This window comes from Silvimonas amylolytica (assembly GCF_014645555.1).
Lineage (GTDB): Bacteria > Pseudomonadota > Gammaproteobacteria > Burkholderiales > Chitinibacteraceae > Silvimonas > Silvimonas amylolytica.
In genome coordinates this window covers 61,481-87,272 of record NZ_BMLY01000001.1, presented here as the reverse complement: position 1 = coordinate 87,272, position 25,792 = coordinate 61,481, and the positions used below count along the sequence as shown (strand labels likewise).

General features: G+C 57.9%; 22 protein-coding genes. 2 read left to right on the top strand and 20 right to left on the bottom strand.

Going from position 1 to position 25,792, the window contains the following annotated elements; genetic code table 11:
* The 17 genes from IEX44_RS00385 to IEX44_RS00305 form a co-directional block, all read right to left on the bottom strand.
* Nucleotides 1–1,023 carry an adenosine deaminase gene (locus IEX44_RS00385; protein ID WP_188687599.1) on the bottom strand — a complete coding sequence of 341 codons (1,023 nt, stop codon included), beginning with the start codon at nucleotides 1,021–1,023 and terminating at the stop codon, nucleotides 1–3.
* 127 nt (nucleotides 1,024–1,150) lie between these two features.
* A complete protein-coding gene (locus tag IEX44_RS00380; protein WP_188687598.1) occupies nucleotides 1,151–1,945 on the bottom strand; it encodes a thymidylate synthase in 795 nt (264 codons plus the stop codon).
* Nucleotides 1,946–2,004: 59 nt separating this feature from the next.
* A complete protein-coding gene (locus IEX44_RS00375; protein ID WP_188687597.1) occupies nucleotides 2,005–4,074 on the bottom strand; it encodes an ATP-binding response regulator in 2,070 nt (689 codons plus the stop codon).
* Between the two features lie 46 nt (nucleotides 4,075–4,120).
* The gene (gene greB / locus IEX44_RS00370; protein ID WP_188687596.1) at nucleotides 4,121–4,687 is read right to left on the bottom strand and encodes a transcription elongation factor GreB; all 567 of its coding nucleotides are present in this window, start codon (nucleotides 4,685–4,687) and stop codon (nucleotides 4,121–4,123) included.
* 33 nt (nucleotides 4,688–4,720) lie between these two features.
* Nucleotides 4,721–5,878 carry a 23S rRNA pseudouridine(2605) synthase RluB gene (rluB, locus tag IEX44_RS00365; RefSeq protein WP_188687595.1) on the bottom strand — a complete coding sequence of 386 codons (1,158 nt, stop codon included), beginning with the start codon at nucleotides 5,876–5,878 and terminating at the stop codon, nucleotides 4,721–4,723.
* 152 nt (nucleotides 5,879–6,030) lie between these two features.
* Nucleotides 6,031–6,480 (bottom strand): hypothetical protein, encoded by a 450-nt coding sequence (locus tag IEX44_RS00360; RefSeq protein ID WP_188687594.1) that lies wholly within the window; start codon nucleotides 6,478–6,480, stop codon nucleotides 6,031–6,033.
* Nucleotides 6,481–6,653: 173 nt separating this feature from the next.
* The gene (mutS, locus tag IEX44_RS00355) at nucleotides 6,654–9,251 is read right to left on the bottom strand and encodes a DNA mismatch repair protein MutS (RefSeq protein WP_229678669.1); all 2,598 of its coding nucleotides are present in this window, start codon (nucleotides 9,249–9,251) and stop codon (nucleotides 6,654–6,656) included.
* 180 nt (nucleotides 9,252–9,431) lie between these two features.
* Complete coding sequence (locus IEX44_RS00350) at nucleotides 9,432–10,598, bottom strand: NHL repeat-containing protein (protein WP_188687593.1); 1,167 nt, start codon at nucleotides 10,596–10,598, stop codon at nucleotides 9,432–9,434.
* A 103-nt stretch (nucleotides 10,599–10,701) separates the two neighbouring features.
* The gene (locus IEX44_RS00345) at nucleotides 10,702–11,730 is read right to left on the bottom strand and encodes a threonine aldolase family protein (protein ID WP_188687592.1); all 1,029 of its coding nucleotides are present in this window, start codon (nucleotides 11,728–11,730) and stop codon (nucleotides 10,702–10,704) included.
* A 93-nt stretch (nucleotides 11,731–11,823) separates the two neighbouring features.
* Nucleotides 11,824–12,738, bottom strand: a complete 915-nt coding sequence (locus tag IEX44_RS00340; RefSeq protein WP_188687591.1) for an alpha/beta fold hydrolase — start codon at nucleotides 12,736–12,738, stop codon at nucleotides 11,824–11,826.
* A gap of 109 nt (nucleotides 12,739–12,847) precedes the next feature.
* Entirely contained in the window at nucleotides 12,848–14,317 is a 1,470-nt protein-coding gene (gene xylB, locus IEX44_RS00335; RefSeq protein ID WP_188687590.1) for a xylulokinase, read from the bottom strand.
* Between the two features lie 48 nt (nucleotides 14,318–14,365).
* Nucleotides 14,366–15,751 carry a D-arabinitol 4-dehydrogenase gene (dalD, locus tag IEX44_RS00330; protein WP_188687589.1) on the bottom strand — a complete coding sequence of 462 codons (1,386 nt, stop codon included), beginning with the start codon at nucleotides 15,749–15,751 and terminating at the stop codon, nucleotides 14,366–14,368.
* A gap of 102 nt (nucleotides 15,752–15,853) precedes the next feature.
* Nucleotides 15,854–16,954, bottom strand: a complete 1,101-nt coding sequence (locus tag IEX44_RS00325) for an ABC transporter ATP-binding protein (protein WP_188687588.1) — start codon at nucleotides 16,952–16,954, stop codon at nucleotides 15,854–15,856.
* 55 nt (nucleotides 16,955–17,009) lie between these two features.
* A complete protein-coding gene (locus IEX44_RS00320; protein WP_188687587.1) occupies nucleotides 17,010–17,672 on the bottom strand; it encodes an HAD family hydrolase in 663 nt (220 codons plus the stop codon).
* Complete coding sequence (locus tag IEX44_RS00315) at nucleotides 17,669–18,484, bottom strand: carbohydrate ABC transporter permease (protein WP_188687586.1); 816 nt, start codon at nucleotides 18,482–18,484, stop codon at nucleotides 17,669–17,671. Before IEX44_RS00315 ends, IEX44_RS00320 begins: the two co-directional genes overlap by 4 nt.
* Complete coding sequence (locus IEX44_RS00310; RefSeq protein ID WP_188687585.1) at nucleotides 18,481–19,419, bottom strand: carbohydrate ABC transporter permease; 939 nt, start codon at nucleotides 19,417–19,419, stop codon at nucleotides 18,481–18,483. Before IEX44_RS00310 ends, IEX44_RS00315 begins: the two co-directional genes overlap by 4 nt.
* 103 nt (nucleotides 19,420–19,522) lie before the next feature.
* Entirely contained in the window at nucleotides 19,523–20,833 is a 1,311-nt protein-coding gene (locus IEX44_RS00305; protein ID WP_188687584.1) for an ABC transporter substrate-binding protein, read from the bottom strand.
* Nucleotides 20,834–21,380: 547 nt separating this feature from the next.
* On the opposite strand from IEX44_RS00305, the gene IEX44_RS00300 reads away from it, so the two are divergent.
* Nucleotides 21,381–22,331 (top strand): sugar-binding transcriptional regulator, encoded by a 951-nt coding sequence (locus IEX44_RS00300; RefSeq protein WP_188687583.1) that lies wholly within the window; start codon nucleotides 21,381–21,383, stop codon nucleotides 22,329–22,331.
* Nucleotides 22,332–22,390: 59 nt separating this feature from the next.
* Nucleotides 22,391–23,203, top strand: a complete 813-nt coding sequence (locus tag IEX44_RS00295) for a DUF7822 domain-containing protein (RefSeq protein ID WP_188687582.1) — start codon at nucleotides 22,391–22,393, stop codon at nucleotides 23,201–23,203.
* A 177-nt stretch (nucleotides 23,204–23,380) separates the two neighbouring features.
* Here the strand turns inward: IEX44_RS00295 and IEX44_RS00290 are convergent, their stop codons facing one another.
* Genes IEX44_RS00290 through IEX44_RS00280 form a run of 3 tightly spaced genes read right to left on the bottom strand, consistent with a single transcriptional unit; the run spans nucleotide 23,381 to nucleotide 25,716 of the window.
* A complete protein-coding gene (locus tag IEX44_RS00290) occupies nucleotides 23,381–23,875 on the bottom strand; it encodes a heme-degrading domain-containing protein (RefSeq protein WP_188687581.1) in 495 nt (164 codons plus the stop codon).
* Nucleotides 23,876–23,908: 33 nt separating this feature from the next.
* Entirely contained in the window at nucleotides 23,909–24,946 is a 1,038-nt protein-coding gene (locus IEX44_RS00285) for an oxidoreductase (RefSeq protein ID WP_188687580.1), read from the bottom strand.
* The gene (locus IEX44_RS00280) at nucleotides 24,943–25,716 is read right to left on the bottom strand and encodes a DeoR/GlpR family DNA-binding transcription regulator (RefSeq protein ID WP_188687579.1); all 774 of its coding nucleotides are present in this window, start codon (nucleotides 25,714–25,716) and stop codon (nucleotides 24,943–24,945) included. The genes IEX44_RS00285 and IEX44_RS00280 overlap by 4 nt, the downstream gene beginning before the upstream one ends.
* Nucleotides 25,717–25,792 lie beyond the last annotated feature (76 nt).

Sequence of the window (25,792 nt, the reverse complement as noted above, 5' to 3'; positions counted from 1 at the left end):
TTATCGAGCACGCCATTGCGCCACGGTGGCGTCGACTTCAGCCAGCAGCGCATCACGCCGTGCTGCTTCCAGCCAGCTCGCTTCTATGCTGTTGCGGGCCAGTTTGATGACCTCCTCCTCCGTCAACGCGAGCGCCTCGACACAGGCGACAAAGTTATCGTTTACGTAACCGCCGAAGTAAGCCGGGTCATCCGAGTTGATGGTGACTTTCACGCCGTGCGCCAACATTTTGCGCAGACCATGCGCGGAGAGATCGTCATAGACCTTGAGTTTGACGTTGGAGAGCGGACAAACCGTCAACGGAATTTGCTCCGCTGCAAGGCGATCCATCAGCGCATCGCTTTCAAGCGCACGCACGCCATGGTCAATGCGTTTGACGCGCAATAGATCAAGCGCCTCTTCAATGTACTCCGGCGGACCTTCTTCGCCCGCATGGGCCACCACCGGCAAGCCGAGTTCACGGCATTCTGCAAACACACGTGCGAATTTGGATGGCGGATGACCCATCTCGCTGGAATCCAGACCAACACCATCAATACGGTGCAAATATGGGCGTGCTTCATCCAGCGTTGCCAACGCATCGGCCTCGGACAAATGACGCAGGAAAGACATGATCACTTTAAAGCTGATACCCCACTCGCGCTCGGCCTCCAGCAAGGCACGGCGAATACCGCCCAAGACATCTTCAAACGCGACACCGCGCTCGGTATGTGTTTGCGGATCAAAAAAGATTTCGACATGACGCAGATTATCGGCGTGCGCATGCACGAGATAGGCATGCGTCAGATCGTAAAAGTCTTCCTCAGTGCGCAGGACGTTCGCCCCGGCGTAGTACAAATCCAGAAACGACTGCAGATCTGAAAAATCATACGCGGCGCGCAGCGCTTCAACGTCGGGCCAGGGCATGGCGACACCATGGCGTTCAGCCAGCCTAAATGCCAGTTCAGGCTCGAGGGTGCCTTCAATGTGCAGGTGTAGCTCTGCCTTTGGCAGCATGCAAGCCAGAGTGGCAATGCGATTCATAGTGGATACTCCACGCCGACCGATGTCGGCGACTATTGCAAGGTGGGTGAGACAAAACCAATGATAGACCTTGCCACAAAAGAAAAAGCCCGCGCACTGGCGGGCCATGTTCGCGGCAAGTCGTCAATCAGACTGCTACCGCGCCCTTCAGCGCCGGGTGCGGGTCATAGCCTTCAAGTACGAAGTCTGCGTATTCGAAGTCAAAGATATTGCGACGAGCCGGGTTGATCTTCATGGTCGGCCGTGAGCGTGGTTCGCGGGAAAGCTGGGTTTTCACCTGTTCCATATGGTTCAGGTAAATGTGGCAATCACCACCAGTCCAGACAAACTCCCCCGGCTCCAGATCACACACCTGAGCCACCATCATCAGCAACAATGCGTAAGACGCGATATTGAACGGCACGCCCAGGAACAGATCGGCAGAACGCTGATACAACTGGCAAGACAACTTGCCGTTGACCACGTAGAACTGGAAGAAAGCATGGCATGGCGGCAAAGCCATGTTTTCGATTTCGCCCACATTCCAGGCCGAAACAATCAGCCGGCGCGAATCCGGGTTGTTTTTGATCTGCTGGATCACCTGGCTGATCTGATCGATATGGCGGCCGTCCGCCGTCGGCCAGCTACGCCACTGGTAGCCGTAAACCGGACCCAGGTCGCCGTTTTCACGCGCCCATTCGTCCCAGATCGTGACACCGTTTTCCTTCAGCCAGCCCACATTCGTCTCGCCGCGCAGAAACCACAGCAATTCATAAATGATGGATTTCAGGTGGGTTTTCTTGGTAGTAACCAGCGGGAAACCATCTGCCAGATCAAAGCGCATTTGGGCGCCAAAATAACTGATGGTGCCAGTGCCGGTGCGGTCTTCCTTGCGCGTTCCGTGGTCGAGCACATGTTGCAGCAAATCAAGGTACTGGCGCATGAAAGACAAACTCCGCGAACAAACACTTTAGGAAGAGCGGCATTTTACCCGCTGAGGCTTCAGGCCGCCACCGGGAGGTTCACCAGGAAGGTTGCGCCGTTGCCCAGCTGGCTGTGGCAATGCACGGTACCCTGCATGCTCTCTACCAGCCTTTTAACAATCGACAACCCAAGCCCGGTCGCGTGCTCCCCCCCTGTCGGAACAGCTGAAAGACGGCTGAATTTGAGGAACAACTTGTCCATTTCATGGAGTGCAATGCCCGGCCCCTGATCGGCCACACGGATCTCTACCGACTTGCCGCGCACCAGTGCCGTTAGCGTGATCGGGCTATGAGCGGGCGAATATTTGGAGGCATTTGACAGCAGATTGTCCAGCACCTGCCACAGTGCTTCGCGATCCGCTTTCACCGAAAGCCCACTGGGCAACCACGATGCGTGCTGGAATTTGTCTTGCAACCTGGCGTCCCAGCTTTGCAGTAACTCTGCCATCAACGGGTCCAGCTCTACGCTTTCCAGTTGCGCCCGAAACTGCCCGGATTCCAGCGCGTGGATGTCCAGCAAGTTACTGACAATTTGCTGCAACCGGCCAGCCAGTTGCTGCATGCCGAACAGGCGCGATTTGATGCGCTCTGCTGGCCATTCATGCAGTTTTTCGGCAACAAGGCCCGCCATGCCACCGATGCTGGCGACCGGGTTTTTCAAGTCATGCGCGGCAATGGCCAGGAGTTCGTTTTTTTCGTCGTTCAGATGGGTCAGTTGTTGATTGGCGCTATGCAAGTCCGCATTGGTTTGGGCGAGCTCAGCGGTCCGCTCGGCAACCAGTTCTTCCAGATGATGCCGGTGATTGGCCACCCTCTGCGCCATCGCATCAAAATTACGCGCCAGTTCGCCGAGTTCGTCGTCGCGGTGGATATCCAGCTGGTCTGAGGTCTGGCCGTGTGCGAGCGTTTGAATGGCCGATTTCAGGCGTGACAAAGGCTTTGCCACATCCATCTTCAACACCCAAGCCAGCAAGCCGAGTTCAACCAGTAGCGCAATCAGCCCCAACAACAGCACCATGCTGGCCGCAACGGCAGCTTTCTCTTGCAACAGGCGCTTTGGATAAACAACGACAAACATCCAGTCGGCCCCGGAAATACCGGATACCCCCAGCCATGATTTGCCGTCCGGCGACTCTACAAACGGCTGCGACGGCGTCGCTTTGATGGCGGCGTAGTACAAGTCCCGCAGCACCGGGTCGTTAGCGGTACGCAAGTCGTACTCGCCATGTGCCTGATGGATTTGGGTCATGCGATCAGCGTGGGCAATCAACTGGCCGCCGCGCGTCACAATAAAATTGTAAGTGCCCGGGATGCTGACACTGTTGGTGCGCTGGATCAGTTGATCCAGCAGCACGTCCTGGCCAGAACCGCCGATATAGCGCCCCAGATAATCAATCGGCGTCACCACCGAGACCATCCATTCCATGGCTTGCTTGTCGAAGTAGATGCCTGTCCAGAAAGTTTTGCGTTCAGGATTGCGCTCGGGCGTGGCACCCAGTTCGGTTTCCAGATCAACCGCGAAATCAGCTACCGAACCATTACGGGCATAGTTCAGGTCTGGCAGGAACATCACGCTGCCATCAGAGACATTCAGATCTACAAAGGTGTCGTAGTATCGGTTGCGGTTCGCCTGGCCAAACTGGCCACACAACTCGTAGGCCAGCAGCGCCTGGCGCATGAATTCATCGGTCAACTTGACGCGCGGCAGAATGGCCACGGTGGCTTTGTACTCGAAGTCATCCAGTTCCGGACGCACGCGCCACATGCCATCGCGGTCTTGTTTGAACAAACGGTGAAACTCGGGGGCTGGGTCGCTATTTTGCACTTGCGCATAACGACGGACGAACTCGTTGCGCAGCAGTTTGGTATTGGTCTCGGCCTGCAAGAACAGATTGGACTCAATCTGGCTGCGTGCTTCAATGTACTTGCCCAGATTGGCCAGTGCCTCGGTCTGATACCGCGTGTAGCTGTAGTAATAACCCAGCGCGGAAAGGACCAGGGAGGCAAGCGCAATACGGCAGGCCATATTGCGCAGTACGCGGCGAAACAGGCTGGCTTTGGCAGGTGCGATCAATTCTTGTTCTGTCATGCAAACAGCATACAGACGCCGCCAGCCTGCCGCAAAAACAGTGAAATCAGGCGGCGGGCTCTGTCTCTACCGCGACATACATCACAGTGAGAACTTCAAGCTCTTCAATGCCAGCCGGCGTCCGTAAGAGGACGGCATCGCCCTCACGCGCTTTGAGCAACGCGCGCGCGACCGGCGACGTCCAGCTGATGTGATTGCGCGGCGGGTTGGTTTCATCCACGCCAACAATGCTGACGGTTTCTTCGCGACCATCTTCCCGGGCATAGGTGACGGTCGCGCCAAAGAAAATCTGGTCAGTGGCTTCCCGGGTTTCCGGGTCAACCACTTCCGCATTTTCAAGGCGCTTGGTCAGAAAGCGGATGCGGCTGTCGATCTGGCGCAGGCGACGCTTGCCATAAAGGTAGTCCCCATTTTCAGATCGATCGCCGTTGCTGGCGGCCCAGTTCACCACTTGCGTCAGTTCCGGGCGCTCTTTATTCACGAGGTGATGCAGCTCTTCACGCAGCTTTTTCCAGCCACCGGGCGTGATGTAGTTCTTGCTGCCCGCCGGCACCTGCAGTTCTGGCGGCAGATCGCCGTCGTCATCGCTCTCTTTGGTAAATGCCTTGTTCATGACGCGCTTCCGTCAAATCAACCCACGGGTAGATCAATAATCTTTGGTCTGGCCGTTGATGCGCAGATCGGCCCATTTCATCGCTGCCAGTACTTCGGTTTCGTTCAGTTCATAGAACTGGCCGCGTTTGAGACGTGCCGGCAGATGGAACATGCCGTAACGCACCCGCATCAGACGGCTGACGGTCATTTCGTAATGCTCAAACATCCGGCGCACTTCGCGGTTACGGCCCTCACGCAGCACCACGCGATACCAGTGATTGACACCTTCACCCCCCGAGTCCGAGATGTGATCGAAGTGGGCCTTGCCATCATCCAGCTCGATGCCACGGGTCATTTCGTTCATTTGTTCACCGGTGAGTTCACCCAGAATGCGCGCAGCGTATTCACGCTCGACCGCAAAGCTGGGGTGCATCATGCGGTTGGCCAGATCGCCCGAGGTGGTGAACAGCAAGAGGCCGCTGGTGTTGAAGTCCAGACGACCAATCGCTACCCACTTGCTGGAAGCCAGCTTGGGCAGGCGGTCAAACACGGTGACGCGGCCTTGCGGGTCGTCACGCGTGACCAGTTCGCCCTCTTGTTTGTGATACATGACAATACGCGGCAACCGATCGGCCCAGCGCAGTGCAACGCGTTTGCCATCCACGCGCACGTCGTCGCCCTGTTTGACCTTGGCGCCGAGTTCCGCAATTTTGCCGTTGACCGAAACCCGGCCTTGCTCGATCCAGGTTTCCGCTTCGCGACGCGAACCCCAACCGCTGAACGCCAGCGCTTTTTGCAGGCGCTCTTCCCCGACTTGATCTGAGGTCAGGCGCTTGGCACGCAATTGTTTTTGCGTTTCCACCTGTTTGGCCGAGCCATGACGCACCAGCATCTTCTTGGCACGACTCACGCTCACCTTGGCGGTACGCGGTTTGGCTGCCGTCTCTGTCGTCGTCGCTGCAGCACCGGCCGCGTCCGTCGCCGGGCGCGTATTGGCCGGGCGCGCTGTCGTCGCCGCGCGCGGGCCAGAACGTGCCGATGTCCTGGCGACTACACCACGCGCACCGGTTTCTTCACGCGGGCCGCTGTGCCAGTTGTCGGACGCATCCTTGGTACGCGTGCGGCGAACGCCAGCAGCGGCCTTTTGGTTCTGTCCGGTTTTTTGCTCTCTGATAGCTGGCTGCGGCCGACGGGCGCGGGTGGTTTTCATGCGATCTTTCCTGAATTCAATCCACGATTATAACTTAGAGCTGGCAACAAAACCCTGCCAGCAGTTGTGGTTATTAATCAGATGCGCTGTAAGTACGATCACAAAAACAAAGACCGCCTGACGGCGGTCTTGTTGCAGTGCTGTTTAAGGGCTCAGTCGGCAGAGAAAAATGCAATGCTGCCCAGACTGGTCAAGCCCAGATTGAAATGCTGACCCTCAGTCGTTTGACCACTGCCGCGCAATTCAGCGCGACGCAGGATCTCGTGCAACACTTCGACTTCCTTGAACCATTTCATCAGGCGTGTATCGGCGTTGATGAAAGTTTCAATTTTTTCCTTACCAAAGTGGTCACCAAAAACCGCCACCTTGCCATCCTCGGCACTGCGTAACTGAACGGCTGGCGGCACGGTAATATCGATTTCTTTGAGATGTTGGCCCAGATCGTCACCGAAACGTTTGAGTTCGCCGGCGGCTTTGGAGCGGATATCATTGAGCTTGATACCGTCGTCCGTTCCGGTCAACCCAAGAAACCGCGCAACCCCCGAATCCAGTGGATCCGAGCCATTTGCCGGGACATTCACCGGCTCACTTGCAATGTTCACAATCAACTCCTCGAGGCTTTTTTATTGGTATGCATAAAGGGTTTGGTTGAGCTCTGTTGCGTCACCAGACCAGAATCGTAGCAAACGACCCTGTAAACGATAGGGGAAATAGACGGACGGTCCAATGGGGCGTGTACCTTATCACACCACCTTACAATTCGTAAGCAACCCCGTTACAAATTTCCTGAAATTTCTTTCAGCCGGTACAAAACTTGCAAGGCTTCCCGCGGTGACATCTCATCCGGATTGACTTCATCCAGGGCCAACAGCAAGGGATCTGCCGCCGGTTCTTCTGGCTCTTCCGGCAGCGGCGCTGCAAACAAATCGCCTTGCAGACCATTCGTGACACTGTGCTGTTCCAGTTCCACCAGCTTGCGACGAGCCTGTCGCACCACTTCACGCGGCACACCGGCAAGACTGGCCACCGCAACGCCATAACTTTGCGATGCCGGGCCTTCTTGCACTGCGTGCAGGAACACAATCTTGTCTTTGTGCTCTACGGCATCCAGGTGCACGTTGGCAACCTGCGGGTAATCCTGGGCCAGGCGGGTCAGTTCAAAGTAGTGGGTCGCGAACAAGGTATACGCACGGTTTTTCTCGATCAACGCACGGGCGATCGCCCAGGCAAGGGCCAGGCCGTCAAACGTTGATGTGCCGCGCCCTACTTCATCCATCAGTACCAGCGAGTGTTCGCCGGCATTGTTAAGGATGTTGGCGGTTTCGGTCATTTCCACCATGAAGGTAGAGCGACCACCCGCCAGGTCGTCAGATGCGCCAATACGCGTAAAGATGCGATCCACCCGACCAATCGTCGCCGCCGTTGCCGGCACCCAGGAACCCACGTGCGCCAACAATACAATCAACGCCACCTGCCGCATGTAGGTCGACTTACCCCCCATGTTCGGCCCGGTAATCAACAGCAGCTTGCGTGTTGCGGCAAAATCCACACCATTGGGGATGAAGTCATCAATTTGCGACTCAACCACCGGGTGGCGACCGGCGTCGATGTGCAATACCGTTTCGTCGACAAATTGCGGCGCAACGTAATTGCACTCAACTGCCCGTGCAGCAAGACATGCCAGGGTATCAGCCGTTGCTGCCGCATGCGCCGCCAGACGCAGCGCCGGCAAATGAAATTGCAGGTCTTCCAGCAGCGCCTCATACAACTGTTTTTCCAGCGCCAGCGCGCGATCTTGTGCGGACAGCGCCTTGTCTTCAAACACCTTCAGTTCTGGCGTGATGAAGCGCTCACAGTTTTTCATGGTCTGGCGACGCCGATACTCTGGCGGCACCTGATCCAGATACGAATTGGTCACCTCAATAAAGAAGCCAGCGACGCGGTTGTACTCGACACGCAGATTGGCGATGCCAGTACGTTCCCGCTCGCGGGCTTCCATCTGCGCCAGGAACTCGCCGCCGCCGGTCTGAATGGCGCGCAATTCGTCCAGCTCTGCCGAGAACCCATCTGCGATCACGCCACCTTCCCGCAGGACAACACCGGGCTCAGGCTTGATCGCTGCCGCCAGCATGCTGTGCAACGCAAGGTCCGGTTGCAATGCCTGAGAAAGACCCGCAAAAAAAGGTTGTTGCGGCAGGGTTTGCGGCAAACGCGCCAGCGAGACCAGGCTGTCACGCAGACTGGCCAGATCACGTGGGCGGGCGCTACGCAGGGCAATCCGGCTGGCAATACGTTCTATATCTGCGACATCATCCAGCACGCGGTGGATGTCGACGTAAACGCCACTGTCCACCAAAGCGCCGATCGCCTCCTGGCGTTCCAGGATCGGGCCATGCTGTCGCAGCGGATGATGCAGCCAGTGACGTAACAACCGCGAACCCATGCCCGTCGCGCAACGATCAAGCAATGAGAACAACGTTGGCGAAGCCTCGCCACGAATGGTCTCCGTCAACTCCAGATTGCGGCGGGTAGCGGCGTCCAGTTCGATGAACTGGGTGTGGCTTTCTACCCGCAAACCAGCGAGCTGCGGTACCACGCCGCCCTGCGTGCTGCGCACGTATTCCAGCAACGCGCCCGCCGGGCCCAATGCCAGCGTTTCGTCCGTCACCCCAAAACCGGCCAGATCATGCACGGCAAAATGGCGGGTGAGATTGCGCGCGGCGCTTTCGCGATCAAACTGCCACGGCGACAGACGGCGCACCGGCGCGCTCATCTGATCAAACAACGCCAGCATGGCGCCATCAGCAATCAATATCTCTGCCGGGCGCAGGCGCTCCAGTTCGGACATCAGTTTTTCTGCCGTGGTGTCCATCAGCGCAAAATCACCCGATGCCAGCGACAGCCATGCCATGCCCAAGGCCCCCTTCTCCAGGGTCAGCGCCAGGATACGGTTTTCGGTCTTGTCATCCAGTAACGCCGCATCAGTCAGCGTACCTGGCGTCACCACTCGCACTACGCGGCGTTCAACCGGCCCCTTTGTAGTGGCCGGATCACCAAATTGCTCGCAAATGGCTACGGATTCGCCAAACTTCACCAGTTTGGCCAGGTACTGTTCGACGGCGTGATACGGCACGCCCGCCATGCGGATTGGCTCGCCCGCAGACTGGCCACGCGTGGTCAGCGTGATGTCCAGCAGTTTGGATGCCTTGACCGCATCGTCATAAAACAGCTCGTAGAAATCCCCCATGCGGTAGAACACGAACTTGTCCGGATGATCCGCTTTCAGCCTCAGGTATTGCGCCATCATCGGCGTGTGTTGCGTGGATGAATCTACCTTGCCGGACTTGCTCTTGGAGGTGGGCTCTACTGCCATTGCGTGTGCGTTCCTGTACGGCGGCCAAGGGTGGGCAGCCGGGGTCTGTCTGAGGGGAAATGGGGCGTATTCTAGCGTGACTGACGAGGTTTTGCCGATGCGCCAGTAATCAGGCAATCACGGGGATGACCCGCAATGCATTGGCCTTGAATACGTTGCTGAAGTCCGTTCGAACCAGACTCAGGGCAGCACGACCTCGTAGACCTTGGCGTCGCCGACATCAGCGATGTACAGATTGCCGTCGCGACCAAGGGTCAGGCCAAAGGGCATGTTCAGCGCAGTGGTACCTGTGGAGATCGCCACAGGGGCAGTGGCGCCCGGGGCAATTTTATAAAGGCTATTGGTGGCCGCATCGACAACATAAACATTGCCCGTGGCATCCACAGCAATGCCCGCAGGTTGCGACAACCCCGGAGAGAGCATCAGCGGATTGGGCGTCGACGCGCCAGCAGCAATTTCGTAAACATCGCTGCCCGCTGTCACATAAAGATTGCCTGCCGCATCGATAGCAATGTACTGCGGCCCAGGCACACTCGCGACCGGGACGGGCGTCGTTGTCCCGGCTGCGATCTTGTAAACGGCATTCAGTACATCATCCCCGACATAGATATTGCCGCTACCGTCTACGGCGATCCCGGTGGGGCTGAAGAAAAAGCCTGGAGCAATTTGTGAAGGGGTCGTCGCGCCCGGGGCGATCTGATAAACCGCTGGACCATTGTAATCCGTGACGTACACCGTACCCCCGGCATCAATGGCAACCCCCACGGGGGCCACAAAGGGTGTGCCGGTCACAATGGGCGTGGCCGTTGTCGCCCCGGGTGCAACCTTATAAACGTTACCCGCCCCGCCATCAGCCACATACACGTTACCCTGCGCATCAACCGCAGTACCGAAAGGCTGTGCGAACGCCCACAGTGGCGCAATCTGGATAACCGGCGCTGAGCATTGCACCGCGACATTTGTGATGTTGCTCGCCAGGCCGGACCCGCCGCCACCACTGACTTTGCACACCTGACCGGACGGCTGCGTACTCACCACCACCTGATAAGCGCCCCCTGCACTGACGGCCGTATTGAAAGTGAACGGGCCATTGGCGCTGAGTGCCAGGCTGTCACTATTGTTGATCAGCGTGACCGTGCCACCACTCAAGCCCGACAGCACGCCGCCGACGGTATAGCTCGACGCATCAGGCGCCGGTGTGGGCGTAGGTGTCGCCGATGCCGGTGCGGATGGCACAGGGGTCGGGGTGACAGTCGAACCACCGTCTGAACTGCCGAAGAAGTCCCCTCCGCACGCAGCCAGTGCGGCGCTCAGGAAGACGACAAAAAGCCGAGGTGCGGTTTTCATTTTTCCCCCAGATCAGGCAAATGCTGGGCGTAATCATGAAATCATAGACGGCACCTTTGCCAAACACCCAACAAAGGGCTGTGCGACCCGTTGGGCTGGCGGTTCAGAGCCCCGATTTCACATCCGCCACCAATGCATCAACGTCTTCCAGCGTAGTGCTCCATGAACACACAAACCGTGCGCCACCTGCGCCGATAAAGCTGTAAAACGCCCAGCCCTTGTCTTTGAGCGCTTGCGCGACATGGGCCGGCAGATTGACGAACACCGCATTCGCCTGCGTCGGGAACATCAGCGATACGCCCGGCAATGCAGCCAGCGCGTCAGACAAACGCGTCGCCATAGCGTTGGCGTGACCGGCACGCGTGAGCCATGCGTTGTTTTGCAGCATGCCCACCCACGGGGCGGCGAGAAAACGCATTTTGGAGGCCAGCTGCCCGGCTTGTTTGCAGCGATAGGCAAAATCCTGCGCCAACTGGTGATTGAAGAACACCACCGCTTCACCGACGGGCATGCCCATCTTGGTACCACCAAAGCTCAGCACATCTACGCCTGCTTTCCAGGTCAGCTCGGCCGGGCTCACTCCCAGATGTGCAACGGCGTTGGCAAACCGCGCGCCATCCATGTGGAACGCGAGACCCATCTCGCGGCAGGCAGCACCGATGGCTTTGACTTCTTCGAGTGCATACACCGTACCCACTTCGGTCGATTGCGTAATGGTGACTGCGCGGGGCTTGGGGTAATGGATGTCAGTACGTGCCGCAACCAGACGAGCAATGCCGTCGACATCCAGCTTGCCGTCCTCGCCTTCAGCCAGCAATAACTTGGTGCCATTGGAGAAAAATTCCGGGCCACCACATTCGTCGGTTTCAACATGGGAGAGCTTGTGGCAGACAATGCTGTGATAGCTCTGCACCAGGGAGGCCAGGGCCAGTGAGTTGGCGGCGGTGCCGTTGAAGACAAAGAACACATCGCAGTCGGTCTGGAACAAGTCGCGAATCGCATCGCACGCGCGGCGGGTCCACTCGTCGTTACCGTAAGAGGCAACATTGCTGGTGTTGGCGGCAATAAACGATTCAAGCGCTTCCGGGCAGATGCCGGAAGTGTTGTCGCTGGCAAACGCAGTTTTTTGCATGGGTGGGTAATCCATTTTCTTGCACCGTCAGCTTGTGGCCATGGTGCGCAATGATCGGCATTCGCTGATTAGACCAGAGCTGCAGACTTACTCTCAAGTCGGATTTACCCTGGCCAACTGCGGTCTACGGCAATTTTGCGTGATGGCTTCGGCCACCGTGGCATACAAAGGCGCCGGCAAATCATGACCCATTCCTTCAAGCAGCATGAAATGGGCTCCGGGGATTGCCCGGGCGGTATCCGCGCCACATTCAGGCGAAAACAAAGGATCATCCGCACCGTGGATCACCAGGGTGGGCGCAACAATCGCAGCGAGCTGTGAACGACGATCACCCGAAACAGCAATGGCGGCAATCTGACGGGCAAAACCGCCCGCGCTACGGCCACGCCGCAGCTCTTCATGCAAAAGCGCCAGCTGTTGTTCCGTGTCGAACAGATACCCCTTACCGGCAATGCGCCGCGCAAAAGCGAGACCTTGCGCCGCAAACCCGGCCGGATCGCGCTCTGGGTCTGGCGCTGGCCGTGTCATCAACTGCATCACATCCGGCGCAGCCGCCGGTAAAGCCGGGTTACCGGAACTAGACATGATGGAGGTCAGCGACAAGACGCGTTCCGGCCATGCGCTGGCGAGCAATTGCGCAATCATCCCGCCCATAGACCGCCCCACCACATGCGCCTGTTTGATGCCCAGCACATCGAGCAATCCCATCGCGTCTGCAGCCATGTCTTCCAGGGTGTAGGTCAGATTTGGTCGTTGCCCGCTTTGCAGTGTCGCAATCAAGGCATTCAGATCTGGCGCCGGGTACTGATCAAAATGGGTAGATTGACCGACGTCGCGATGATCAAAGCGGATCACCCGGAAACCGCGCTCAGCCAGTGTCGTACAGAAAGCCGGCGTCCAGCGGATCATTTGGGTGCCAAGACCGGCGATCAGCAAAATCGGCTCGGCAGATTCATCGCCAAAGTGATCCCAGGCGAGTTCTATGCCGTTGGTTTTCGTTTTGTTCATGATGACCGCTTCCACATAATGTGAAAGCGAAATTTACCCGGATAAAATAAACAGGTCAAATATTATCCGGGTAAATATAGATCTCTCAGGCAGCAAACCTGAAAAACCGTCAGCCGCGCACCAGATGCGCGGCCGGGCGCTGCAAATAAACGTCGCGATAGAACGCCAGTCGATGCGCCAGCACGTCCACGCGCTGCGTTTGTGGCAGATATTCCGCGCGTACGGGCGGCTTCTGGCAAATATCCGCTTCGTTGCCGCCAGCACACAGCCAACCCAGGCGCGCAGCGCCGAGCGCCCCGCCCGCTTCGCCGCCATGATGGGTGACGATGCGCAGATTCAACACATCGGCAATCAGTTGCGCCCAGTACGGGCTGCGGGCGCCACCACCCATGAGTGAAAGCGTATCGACATGCGTGCCTGCCTCGCTCAAGGCGTCCAGCCCGTCTTTCAGCGCAAACGTCACACCTTCCAGTACGGAGTAACCCAGCATGGCGCGATCAGTCGCATGGGTCATGCCATGAAACACCCCCTGGGCAAACGGGTCGTTATGCGGCGTACGTTCGCCCGAGAGGTATGGCAAGAACACGGGAGATTGATCCAGCATATCTGCTGAAAGCGCGGCCACCTCCGGCAACAAGGTTGCCTCATCTGTGCTCGTCAGCCGGCACAGCCAGCGCAGACAACTTGCTGCGGACAACACCACACTCATCTGGTGCCATCGATCAGGCAAAGCATGGCAGAAGGCATGCACCGCTGAGGCCGGGTTCGGCCGAAAACGGTCATTCACCACAAACATGACGCCAGATGTACCCAGCGAGATAAACCCGTCACCCGGCACCGTCGCGCCAATGCCGACCGCACTGGCGGCGTTGTCACCACCGCCACCGGCCACCATCACGCCCGTAGACAACCCCCAGCGCGCGGCCAGTTCCGGGCGCAAAAAGCCAGAAACCGCGTCCCCTTCTACCAGTTTGGGCATGTGCGCGCGGGTCAGGCCGGTTGCAGCCAGCAGTGTGTCCGACCAATCACGTTTGGCAACATCCAGCCATAACGTACCGGCCGCATCGGAGGGGTCGGATGCTTTCTCGCCAGTGAGCTTGAGGCGCAGCCAGTCTTTAGGCAGCAAGACGGTGGCCGTTCTGGCATAGACATCGGGCTCGTGCCGGCGCAACCACAAGAGTTTGGGCGCGGTAAAACCTGGCATGGCCAGGTTGCCGGCAATCTGATGCAGATCGGGCGCCAGTTCAGTCAGCACCCGACATTCATCTGCGGCCCGCATGTCGTTCCACAAAATGGCCGGGCGCAAGACTTTGTCTGCGGCATCCAGCACCACCGCCCCATGCATCTGGCCCGACAAACCAATCGCGCGTACCTCGGCAAACTGTGCCGGGTGACCTGCGCGCAGTTTGTCGACGGCCTCCACTGTGGCATCCCACCACGCGGCCGGGTCTTGCTCTGACCAGCGCGGGTGCGGACGACTCACCGTCAAAGCGGCGCCCGCCGTGGCAATAATGTTGTTGCGGCCATCAAGCAGCACGACTTTGACTTCCGAGGTGCCCAGATCAATGCCCAGATACATGCTTTCTCCCGTGTGCTGCCAGATTTGCCTGCGAGGGCGCTCAGAATGTTATTGCGCGGCCAGCCAGCCATTTACACGCTCAACCGATTCGCGCATCAGCACCACAAACTCCGGCTTGCCGGCGATCGCACCCCACAGCATGGGATCAGCACAGAAGCGGGCAACCGGATCTGCGTCAGCAAGCATGGCACGCGTGGCGTTGGCGTCCAGAATGCCGTCTTGATATTCGTATGGCAACTTGCGGTCAGCCCAGCGCTGCAGGAACACATAGAACAAGGCGGGCAACATGGCGGTTGCAACAGGCACGGCACCACGTTTGAAGCACTCGTTCAGCGTCGGGGCAATGAACCCGGGGATTTTGGAAAACCCGTCTGCCGCCACGCGCTGATTGCTATCGCGAATGGCTGGATTGCCAAAGCGGTCCAGCACCACGTCACGGTATTTGCCAAGATCAATCGGGCTCGGTGACAGCGACGGGATCACGTCTTCGGTGACATAGGCATAAGCCATCTGCCGGATCGACGGAACGTGCGTGCCTTCATGGATATACGTCAGGCCAATCAATGTGCCGGCCCACGCGATACAACTGTGGCTGGCATTCAGAATGCGAATCTTGGCCTCTTCATAAGGCAAAACGGATTCGACCATCTCCACGCCCACGTTTTCCAACGCAGGGCGACCTGCGATGAAACGATCTTCCACCACCCACTGGATAAAGCTCTCCCCCATGACCGGCACTTCATCATCAATGCCGGTCGCGGCCTTGACCCGCTCACGTACTGCTGGCACCGGACGCGGAGTAATACGATCGACCATGCAGTTCGGGCTGGCGGTATTCACCGTAACCCACGCGGCCAGTTCCGTCTCGCCACACAGGGCCAGAAACTGCAGCATGCCGTCACGGAACCGCTCGCCGTTGTGGCGCAAATTATCGCAGTTCAGCAGTGTCACCGGGCCATGACCAGCGGCGCGGCGAGCACTGAGGATGGCGTGGAGTGCGCCATAGATCGTGCGCTTTTCACCCTTCAGGTCGGCAGCCAGATCAGCGTTGGCCACATCCAGTTTGAAGTGCTGATCCAGGTAATAACCGGCTTCGGTCACAGTAAACGAGATCACGCGTGTTTGCGCAGCAGCGCCCGCTTCCACTACCGCGGCCAGTTGTGCATCCCAAGGCACAATCTTGCTGATGGAGCGCACCGTTTCATACTGATGCACGCCTTCCGGGGTGATGGTTTCCAGTGTGTACTCGCCCTTCTGGCGTTCCAGTGCTGCCAGCAAGGGGGACATGTCTTCGCGGATGTTACCCAATGCCAGCGTCCAGGTCTGGTCGCCGGTCTCACGCAGACGATGCAGATACCAGGCCTGGTGTGCACGATGAAAAGACCCGGCGCCCAGGTGCAGCCAGGTAGATGGACCGTTGGCATGTGTGTTCATGGTTGAATCTCCTGTGTTTTGAGGCTGTCTTGCGGCCGCACGTATCCTGCCCGGTGCCTTGGGCCCGGCTTTTCACGTGCGGCAATCATTCGGGTAGTCGCTTTACGCTGCGGCCTGCAATTTCACGCGCGGGCAGGCATTGCCGTCAGCAGAGAACAAATGGCAGCGATTGGGATCGGCATAGAGCTGGATGACGCGGCCGTGCACATATTCGTCTTCATCAGGCACACGCAAGATCAATCCATCCGGCGCCCCCGCGTAAGTGGTGTACACAAAGGCGTGATCGCCCAGGGACTCCTGCGCCGTCACCGTGGCGTGAATCTGGCCTGACGCATCAATGGCCAGATGTTCCGGCCGGATGCCGATGGTGACCTTGTCACCCACTTTGAGATTGCTGCCGTCAACGGCGACCAGTTGCGTTCCTCCGGCCAGTTGTACCTTGACGTGATCTGCGCCGATGCTGGCCACTTCGCCCTCAATGAAGTTCATCTTGGGCGACCCGATAAACCCCGCAACAAAGCGGTTGGCCGGATGGTGATAAAGCGTATGCGGCGAACCCACCTGTTCAATGCGGCCTGCCGACAGCACGACGATTTTGTCGGCCAGCGTCATGGCTTCTACCTGATCGTGAGTCACATAAATCATGGTGGTCTTGAGATCATCATGCAGCTTGGCGAACTCCAGCCGCATCTTCACGCGCAGCGCAGCGTCCAGGTTGGAGAGCGGCTCATCAAACAGGAATACCGACGGTTCACGGGTAATGGCCCGGCCAATGGCGACCCGCTGGCGCTGACCGCCAGAAAGCGCTTTGGGTTTGCGATCCAGCAAGTGGTCAATGTGCAAAATTTTGGCGGCTCGCTTGACGGCGACGTCGATCTCTTCTTTGGATTTGCCGGCGATCTTCAAGCCAAATGCCATGTTGTTGTAGAGCGTCATGTGCGGATACAGCGCATAGCTCTGAAAGACCATGGCGATGCCGCGCTTGCTGGCGGGGACATCATTCATGCGCGCATCGCCAATTCTCAGCTCACCACCGGTGATTTCTTCCAGGCCGGCAATCATGCGCAAAAGCGTTGATTTGCCGCAGCCAGACGGGCCGACAAACACCACGAACTCGCCATCCGCGATATCCAGATTGATATCGCGCAGGACTTCCACGGTGTCATAACTTTTCTGAACGTCTCGCAAGGTCATGCTGGCCATATCAGGCTCCTTCATCATTGCCGGCCAGCGCGTTGGCGCGGGCCCTGGGTGTCTGTTAGTGCCAGGCCGCAAGGCGCGCTGGCAATGTGGTCATGTCATCGAATACATCGGTTGCGCCCGCATCACGCAGGCGCTGTGCCGCAGCAGGCTCGCCATGGCGGGCGCCGACAAAACCGAGCACAGTCAGCCCGGCGGCACGTGCGGCAGTCACACCCGCCACGCTGTCTTCAAGTACCAACGTTGAGGCGGGATCCGCCAGCAAACCCTGGCAGGCAGCGCGGTATAGATCCGGCGCAGGCTTGGGGCGCAATCCGCGACCGGGCGTATACACGCGGCCCGCAAACAAACTCCATAAACCGGCATTGCGTAAACCGGCTTCGACTCGCGGCTGACTGCTGTTGCTGGCCACTGCCATGGGCAACTGCACGCTTTGCAACGCAGCCTGCACGCCATTGATGGCCTGCGCCTCGGCAATGCAGCGGTCTTCCACCTGCATTTCCAGGTGCAACGTTTCTTGCGGGGTGAGTGCAAGGCCCAGTTCGCGCGCCATGTCATCTGCGATGTGATGCATGGTCATGCCCAGGCGCGGTCTCAAAAAGCGGTCCAGTTCCGGCCGGGCCATGCGGCTGGCAAGACCATCCAGAATGGCTGCCAACGCCACACTCTCGCTATCAAGCAGCACGCCATCGCAATCGCAGATCAGGTATTTCAGGGTCATTTCACCGCCCCGAAAGTCATGCCGCGCACCAATTGCTTTTGTGCAATCCAGCCCAGACACAGGATGGGCGCCACCGCCAGCAACGATGCCGCCGAGAGCTTGGCCCAGAACAAACCTTCCGGATTGGAATACGAAGCAATGAATACCGTGAGTGGCGCTGCGTTGGAACTCGAGAGATTCAGACTCCAGAACGCTTCATTCCACGACAGGATCACCAGCAAGAGTGCGGTAGAGGCCAGACCAGGCAAAGAGGTCGGCAGCAGCAGGTGCAACATTTCCTGCCACGCACTGGCGCCATCGATACGCGCTGCTTCCAGAATTTCTTTGGGCACTTCATTGAAGTAGGTGAACGCCATCCACACCGCGATCGGCAGATTGATCAGCGTGTAGATGATCAGGAGGCCCGTCACGCTATCGAGCAGGCCCGCACTCTTGGCCAGCAGGTAGATCGGGATCAGCACACCCACCGCCGGCATCATCTTGGTCGAGAGCATCCAGAGCAGTGTTTTCTGTGCACGCGGGCCCGGAAAGAACGCCAGCGAATACGCGGCCGGAATCGCAATGGCCAGCGAAAGGAAGGTCGAGCCAAATGACACGATCACGGAGTTCGTGACAAACGCCAGATAGTGACTGCGCTCGAACACTTCATGGAAGCTTTGCAGCGTGGGCGTAAAAAACAGACTCAGCGTGTACGCATCTTGTTCGGTCTTGAAGGCCGTGATGGCGATGATGAAGATGGGCATGAAGATCACCAGCGCCACCGCCCAACCCAGCACGCCGACCCAGATCGGGGCTTTCATTGGATCATTCATTTGTCGTACTCCCCCTTGAGGTTTTTGGCGAGCATGCGCACCAGGAAGATCGACACGATATTGGCCAGCACCACCGCGATCACACCACCGGCAGAGGCAATCCCGATATCAAATTGTTGCAGGCCAATCGAGTAAATCAGCCAGGTTAGCGTTGTGGTTTCCGTACCCGGACCACCTGCTGTGGAAGTAAAAATCTCGGCAAAGATCGACAGCAAGAAGATGGTCTCGATCATGATGACCACCGCAATGGCGCGAGACAGGTGCGGCAGCGTGATGTAGACAAAAATGCGCACCGGGCCGGCGCCATCAAGTTGTGCCGCTTCTTTTTGTTCGGTATCGAGCGATTGCAGGGACGTCAGCAAAATGAGGAAGGCAAACGGCAGCCACTGCCACGCCACCATCACAATCACTGACCACATAGGGTAATCCGCCAGCCAGTCGATGGGCTGCAAGCCCAAATGACGGAATATCCCGGCCCACAGGCCGTAGACCGGGTGCAACACCATGTTTTTCCAGATCAGCGCACTGACCGTGGGCATCACAAAAAAAGGCGCGATAACGAGGAGTCGAGCAATACCGCGGCCTGCAAAGGGTTGGTCAAACAAAACGGCAACCAGCGTGCCACCAATGACCGAGATCGCCAGCACCGAGCCAATCAGCACCAGCGTATGGCCAATCGAGGGCCAGAAAGTCGGGTCTTCCAGCAGGTACTTGTAGTTATCCAGCCCCACAAAACCGGTCTGATCCGGGTTCAAGAGGTTGTAGCGAATGAACGAGAAATACAACGTCATGGCCAGTGGCACGATCATCCACAAGAACAAGACCGCGACCGAAGGCGTTAACAGCAGCTTCGCCAGCGGATTACCGGCGCGGCGCGCTGGCGCGGGCGTAGCCGAGGTGCCCGCTGGCAGGGCATCAAGAACATGTTGAGTCATGGGGAGAACTCCGCAGTGGGGTGTGAAGGTGAGATGTGAGGGGCGAAAGCAGCTGCATTTGCTGATGCCCCCACTCACGCCTCCCCTTCACGCCTCACATGGTTTACTTCAGATAACCAGCCTGACGCATTGCGCGCTCAGTTGAAGCTTGCGATGCCTTGAGGGCCGCATCGACCGTACTCTTGCCCGTCAGTGCCCCCGCAACTTGCTGGCCAACCACAGTGCCAATGGACTGGAACTCTGGAATGGTGGCGAACTGGATGCCGATATACGGTACTTTCTGCACAGTGGCATCCGTCGGGCTGGCGGTTTTGATGGCGTTCAGCACAAAACCGGCAAACGGCGCGGCTTTCTGGTATTCCGGATTGGCGTAGGTGGATTCACGCGTGCCGGACGGAACCGACGCCCAGCCCAGGTCTTTGGCAACCAGCTGGATGTATTCCTTGCTGGTGGCCCAGGCGGCAAACTTTTGCGCCGCTTCCTGGTTCTTGGAAGACTTGGGTACAGCCAGCGACCACATCCACTGCCAGTGCGCACCCTTCGGGCTGGTGCCAATTGGCGCCTGGGCAAATGCCACCTTGTCGGCCACCTTGGATTCCTTGCCGTTGTACAACATGCCGGCGGCGACGGTGGCGTCGATCCACATGGCACACTTGCCGCTACCAAACAGCACCAGGTTTTCATTGAAGCCATTGGCGCTGGCACCCGGAGGGCCATATTTGCCCAGGATATCTACATAGGTAGTGACGGCTTTTTTCCATTCCGGCGTATCAATGGTGGGCTTCCATTGCTGGTCAAACCAGCGGCCACCAAAGGTGTTGACCATGGTGCCGACCAGCGCCATGTTTTCACCCCAGCCTGCCTGGCCGCGCAGGCAAATACCGTACACACCATTGGCTTTGTCATTGAGCTTCTCTGCAAAGCCGTTGATGTCATTCCAGGTGGGTTGGTCCGGCATCTTCAGACCCTTGGCATCGAACAAGTCTTTGCGGTAGTAGGTCATGGAGCTTTCAGAGTAGAACGGCACAGCATAGAGCTTGCCGTTCAGCGACAGACCATCACGCACGGGTTTGATAACGTCGTTCACGTCATAGCTGGCTGGCAGATTCAACGGCGTGAGCCAGCCCTTCTTCGCCCAGATCGGTGTTTCATACGCCCCGATGGTCATCAGATCAAACTGGCCAGAGCCAGTGGCAATGTCGGTCGTCACGCGTTGACGCAGTACGTTTTCTTCCAGCGTTACCCACTTGAGCTGGATATCCGGATTGGCCGATTCGAACTGCTTTGAGAGCTTTTGCAGTTCAATCATGTCCGGGTTGTTGATGGTGGCGATGGTCACGGTGGCGGCGCTGGCAAAGCCGGCCGCGGCAAAGGTGGCCGCGCTCACGGCGCAAATCATGGCATTGCGTTTCATGCTTTGTCTCTCCAAACGTTTGTACGTTGGGCGATGAATCATGGCGCCGACTACATTTTTTGTAGCCCGAAGACACCAATATGGTGCATCCATCGACCCGCTCCTGCTTGCTGGGTACCGCATATCCGACGTTGTGTGTCGCAGCCCACTGCCAAACCGGCATTGCGCTTCGTCGTGTCATTCGAATGATGATGACGGCAATAGGCGCCGCGTTTACTGAAAATAAATACGCTTTAGCTCCATTTTCGTCTTCTTGAGAGCATCCGCGCCTGTCAGAAACACCAACCAGGATCGAGCATTCATCCTGGCAGACCCATTTGATCACCATCGCGTAGTGAGCAATTAATCACTACACGAGCAAATAATCAAACATCACTTGCGCAATGTCAAGCTTTTGCCCACATTTAGAGCAAATGCCACTTTTATGCACTTGTCCTGCGCACCACACCTGGCCGCGCAGCAACTGCCGCAAGACCACCGAAGTCGCTACAATCGGCAAGCGCCGTCTGCCGCCAGCCAGCGCCAGACCTGCATCACGGAGTAATCGATGTCTAAACAGCAAGAAAAACTGGATCAGGCCGCGCGGGCCGCGTGGATGTATTACGTTGCCAACAACACGCAACACGAAATCGCCGACCACCTTGGTATCTCGCGCCAGATGGCACAGCGCCTGGTGGCCTACGCCGTGGAACAAGGCCTGGTGCGCGTCAGCGTGCAGCACGAAATCACTGACTGCCTGGCCCTGGCCGAGCAGATGAAGGCCCGCTTTGGGTTAAGCCTGTGCCGCGTGGTACCCGCCGGCGGCGAGTCTGAAGGCCTGCGCCGTATGCTGGCGGTCGCTGGCGCCGAAGTCATGACGCAGTTTTTGCAGTCAGAGGCGCCCATCGTGGTTAACCTGGGTTCTGGCCGGACCCTCAAGGCAGTGATCGACGAACTGGCAGAGATTGATCGCCCGCAACACCGGATTGTGTCTATGGTCGGCGCGATTGCGACTGACGGTGCATCCAACCGCTACGACGTGGCGTTGCGCACAGCCGAGAAAACCGGCAGCAAATACTTCATGCTGCCCGCACCATTGATTGCCGATAGCGCAGAAGACTGCCGCCAGTGGTGCAGCCACCGCGTGTATCGCGTGGTCAGCGAGTTGTCTGCGCATGCCGACGTCACCTTTATCGGCATTGGCTCGGTCGGGCCGGGGTGTCCGCTGGAAGAAGATGGATTTCTGAGCAAAGAGGAAATCGGCCAACTGGTATCTGAAGGCGCTGCTGGTGAAATCATTGGCCACGCGGTGAATCACGAAGGCCACCCGCTTTCATCTCCGATCACGGATCGGGTGACCAGCCTGCAACTCCCCACTGCCGCCGACCGACCAGTCATTGCCTTTGCCGGCGGCGCCAGCAAACACAGCGCATTGAACGCCGCCCTGCGCGGACGGTGGCTGTCCGGGCTGGTGACGGATGAGGAATCGGCGCGGCAGGCGTTGGCGCTGACCGGCTAGCCTGGCACTCCCCCAAAGCGAACATGAGATAAATCCTCTCTAGTCAGAAGGAAATGAAAGTGGCCAATCGCGCCTACCTATACAGCCTCGACAATTGCCCGACCTCCTATGCTGATCGCCCGGATACAATCACAGGCTTGTCGGAATGGGCTTACGACGTTCCCTTCATCTATCGAGTATTGATGTCAGGCGATCCCAAACTCTGCGCATCACTAATATCTGATGGATTCATGGACGAAGACCCAAGTCATAAGACAGCACTCCATGCGATCAGCAGCACCTTTGACTCCGGGTTTCAGCGCGTCAATCGCCTCATCGGGATCATGCGCATTCTGGCAACAATGCCCCCGAGCCCACCTCCGGCCCTTTCTGCCCCTCAGACGTCAGGCCTTATGGCCTGGGTCAGAAATGCTTTGGGACAGAACAAGCAAGGACGTGCCGCCGAGCCAGTAACTGAGGCACCGGGCATATTAAATTTCCTGTCGCTGCTTGATGAGACATCCAGCTTCCTTGCGGCCCACCGCAACACCCACCTTCTATTGGAAACCATCGAACTCGATTGCATGAGCACCGAAGACGAGGCCGAATTGCGCGAACTCGTTACCCAAGAGGTTGCGCGCTGCCTTCAGGCCGGTGTAGCCGTTGACGCCTTGCCATCAGACCCGACCGCAGCAGCACTTTTGTTACAACAAGCTTCCAGGCAAAAAATGGACGCACCGCTTGATGCCTTCTTTGGTCTGCGCTTTGATGATCACTGTGACAGTACCCGCAACGGCGCAACCGAACATCCAGTAGGACTGGCGTGGTCAGACGTACTCTACTTCACCCTTCAGAACCGAACTGCGTTCGAGACGCTACAACATCAAGAGTAGGCTCAATCAGGGTGCGCAACCCACCCAGCTCCGGCGAGACCCCGCGCGAAAATATCCCGCCCACATTGGGCCACCCTGCGAGCCTGGCGCTCCCTGCGCGCACAACCTCAATGCCTGACTACCCAGGTAAAACAAAAGCCCGCATCTGCGGGCTTTTTTAATCCACTGCCAACCACCTCAATCCAGCATCAAGCCATCCAGCGGCACGCCCAGATGTGCCGCCAGCGCTTCCACCACAAAACCGTGGTCATCACGCTGCGCCAGGCCAGAAACGATGATACTGCCGACGCATCCCGCCCCCTTGATCAGCAACGGAAACGCGCCACCATTGGTGGCGTAATCGGCAAGCGACACGCCAATTTTTTCGCTGAGGGAAATGCCTTGCTGGCGGTTGCCCTGACCAATGAAATACGTGCTGCGGTGATATAACTCCACCACATTGCGCTTGCGACGTACCCAATCATCATTCACCGGTGTCGTGCCGGGCATGGATGCGTAAAACAGACGCTGACCACTTAGCGTGATTTCAATAGTGATGGGCGCCTTGCGTGCTACCGCCATGTCGCGCAAGCGGCAGCCCAACTTCCAGGCTTCATCCGCATCAAAACGATCAAATTGCAGCAATTCTTCCTGGCGCGTGATGGTGGCCAGGTCCTTTGCAAAATCGGTCATGCACTTCCCCTCTGGAATCAATAACAAGCCAGGTCAAACTGCAAACGGCAGTTCGCGCTGCATGCTGGCACTGGTGTGTGCCAGTTCAATCACCGCCATGACCGCCAACGCTTCTTCACCCGAAACCGGGTTAGGCTCATTACCGGAAATTGCCGCAGCCACGCCGTTGTAATACGCCCGATAGTCACCCACACGAGTCACTACAGCTTCGTTTTCTTCTACATCATTCACGCTGGTGATCAGCACGCCATCCAGCGAATCTTTACCCCAGTCAGCATCGCCCGGCTTGCCGCCGGCTTTGAGTTGGCCTTCCTGGGTGTCGAGCCCTTGCTTGATAAAACTGCGTTTATCACCGTGAATGACAAAGCGCGGGCCGCCCGCCACCAGTGTGCTGCCATGCAAAATGACGCGCAAACCTTCATAGCGCAGGATAACGTGGAAGTAATCTGTTGCCACTGCTTCATCACGCATGATGGCCATATCGGCGTAGACAGCTTCCGGGTGACCGAACAGCTGCAAGGCCTGATCCACCAGGTGCGGACCAAGGTCAAACCACAAGCCGTTGCCCAGACCTGCGGCTTCGCGCCAGCGCTGACGTACCACCGGACGGAACCGGTCAAAGTGCGACTCAAAATGCACCACACGACCCAGATCATCATCAGCCAGCAGTTTCTTGACGGTCAAAAAGTCAGCATCCCAACGGCGGTTCTGGAACACCGACAGCACCTTGCCAACTTCTTTGGCCTGCGCAATCAGGCTGCGCGCCTCAGCCAGTGTCGTGGTGAAGGGTTTATCTACCACCACATGCTTGCCAGCGGCCAATGCTGCCTGTGCCAGCGGAAAATGCTGATCATTCGGTGCGGCAATCACCACCAGATCGATCTGCGGATCGGCAAGCGCCTCTTTGGCATGCGCCACCACGCGTACGTCCGGGTAATCTGCATGCACTTTGCCCGCATCACTGGACACCACGGTGGCCAGCAGCAGATCGGGTGATGCGACGATCAGCGGGGCGTGAAAGGTTTTACCAGCGTAGCCGTAGCCTACCAGTGCGACTTTGAGTCGATTCATGCGGTTTTCTCCGTATTTGCAGAAACAAGCCCTGCCCCAATCACACGCAAACCCACCGGCGCGCTCACCCAATCGGGCGTGCGATCCGTAAACCAATGAGAAAACTGCTGCATGGGACAGACAAAGAAGGGTTCGCTGCGGCCAGTCTTGCTGTGATCGGCAACAAGCATGGCCTGGGCGCTGACCGCCAACATGGCACGCTTGACCTCAGCATCGGCTGCGTCACTGGCCGTCAGACCAAGTTTTTCGTGAACTGCGCAGGCGCCCATAATGGCCCAGTCGGCCCGCAGGGACTGAACCTGCGCTACGGTCTGTGCGCCAGTAAACAGTCGCTGGCGAGCATCCCACAATCCTCCGGCCAGGATCAGCCGCACCTGAGGGCGTTGACTCAACGCGTTGGCGATATCCAGCGCGTGTGTAATGACCGTCAACGGGATATCGGGCAATGCTTGCGCCACAGCCAGCAGGCTCTGGCCCGCATCCAGCATCAGGGTTTGGCCGGGCTCGATCTGTTCGATCACAGCTTGCGCCAGTTGCTGTTTGACTTGTGGCAGCACTTGGGCACGCTGCGCCCTTGCCATCCGTGGGACTTCCAGCGACACCGCGCCGCCGTGGGTTTTTTGCAAAAACCCAAGTTCATCCAGCACGCGCAAATCACGACGCACCGTGTCGTCTGACACCTGCAAGCGCTGGGCGAGTTCAAGCACCGTCACCCGACCCTTTTCGGTCAGGTAATCGAGAATGGTTTGATGGCGTTCTTCAGTAAACATGCGGACATTCTAGTTCGCATTTGCAAAAACATGCAAATTAATGCGGTTTTTTGCGGTTTTACGAAGATAACCTGAC

Excerpts from the sequence above, each read along its gene's own strand:
- IEX44_RS00340 (WP_188687591.1), bottom strand. The coding sequence starts at position 12,738 with ATGAACAAAACGAAAACCAACGGCATAGAACTCGCCTGGGATCACTTT.
- IEX44_RS00350 (WP_188687593.1), bottom strand. The coding sequence starts at position 10,598 with ATGAAAACCGCACCTCGGCTTTTTGTCGTCTTCCTGAGCGCCGCACTG.
- IEX44_RS00285 (WP_188687580.1), bottom strand. The coding sequence starts at position 24,946 with ATGAATCGACTCAAAGTCGCACTGGTAGGCTACGGCTACGCTGGTAAA.
- IEX44_RS00280 (WP_188687579.1), bottom strand. The coding sequence starts at position 25,716 with ATGTTTACTGAAGAACGCCATCAAACCATTCTCGATTACCTGACCGAA.
- IEX44_RS00375 (WP_188687597.1), bottom strand. The coding sequence starts at position 4,074 with ATGACAGAACAAGAATTGATCGCACCTGCCAAAGCCAGCCTGTTTCGC.
- IEX44_RS00325 (WP_188687588.1), bottom strand. The coding sequence starts at position 16,954 with ATGGCCAGCATGACCTTGCGAGACGTTCAGAAAAGTTATGACACCGTG.
- IEX44_RS00320 (WP_188687587.1), bottom strand. The coding sequence starts at position 17,672 with ATGACCCTGAAATACCTGATCTGCGATTGCGATGGCGTGCTGCTTGAT.
- IEX44_RS00380 (WP_188687598.1), bottom strand. The coding sequence starts at position 1,945 with ATGCGCCAGTACCTTGATTTGCTGCAACATGTGCTCGACCACGGAACG.
- IEX44_RS00385 (WP_188687599.1), bottom strand. The coding sequence starts at position 1,023 with ATGAATCGCATTGCCACTCTGGCTTGCATGCTGCCAAAGGCAGAGCTA.
- greB (WP_188687596.1), bottom strand. The coding sequence starts at position 4,687 with ATGAACAAGGCATTTACCAAAGAGAGCGATGACGACGGCGATCTGCCG.
- IEX44_RS00290 (WP_188687581.1), bottom strand. The coding sequence starts at position 23,875 with ATGACCGATTTTGCAAAGGACCTGGCCACCATCACGCGCCAGGAAGAA.
- dalD (WP_188687589.1), bottom strand. The coding sequence starts at position 15,751 with ATGAACACACATGCCAACGGTCCATCTACCTGGCTGCACCTGGGCGCC.
- IEX44_RS00300 (WP_188687583.1), top strand. The coding sequence starts at position 21,381 with ATGTCTAAACAGCAAGAAAAACTGGATCAGGCCGCGCGGGCCGCGTGG.
- xylB (WP_188687590.1), bottom strand. The coding sequence starts at position 14,317 with ATGTATCTGGGCATTGATCTGGGCACCTCGGAAGTCAAAGTCGTGCTG.
- IEX44_RS00305 (WP_188687584.1), bottom strand. The coding sequence starts at position 20,833 with ATGAAACGCAATGCCATGATTTGCGCCGTGAGCGCGGCCACCTTTGCC.
- IEX44_RS00310 (WP_188687585.1), bottom strand. The coding sequence starts at position 19,419 with ATGACTCAACATGTTCTTGATGCCCTGCCAGCGGGCACCTCGGCTACG.
- mutS (WP_229678669.1), bottom strand. The coding sequence starts at position 9,251 with ATGGCAGTAGAGCCCACCTCCAAGAGCAAGTCCGGCAAGGTAGATTCA.
- IEX44_RS00315 (WP_188687586.1), bottom strand. The coding sequence starts at position 18,484 with ATGAATGATCCAATGAAAGCCCCGATCTGGGTCGGCGTGCTGGGTTGG.
- rluB (WP_188687595.1), bottom strand. The coding sequence starts at position 5,878 with ATGAAAACCACCCGCGCCCGTCGGCCGCAGCCAGCTATCAGAGAGCAA.
- IEX44_RS00345 (WP_188687592.1), bottom strand. The coding sequence starts at position 11,730 with ATGCAAAAAACTGCGTTTGCCAGCGACAACACTTCCGGCATCTGCCCG.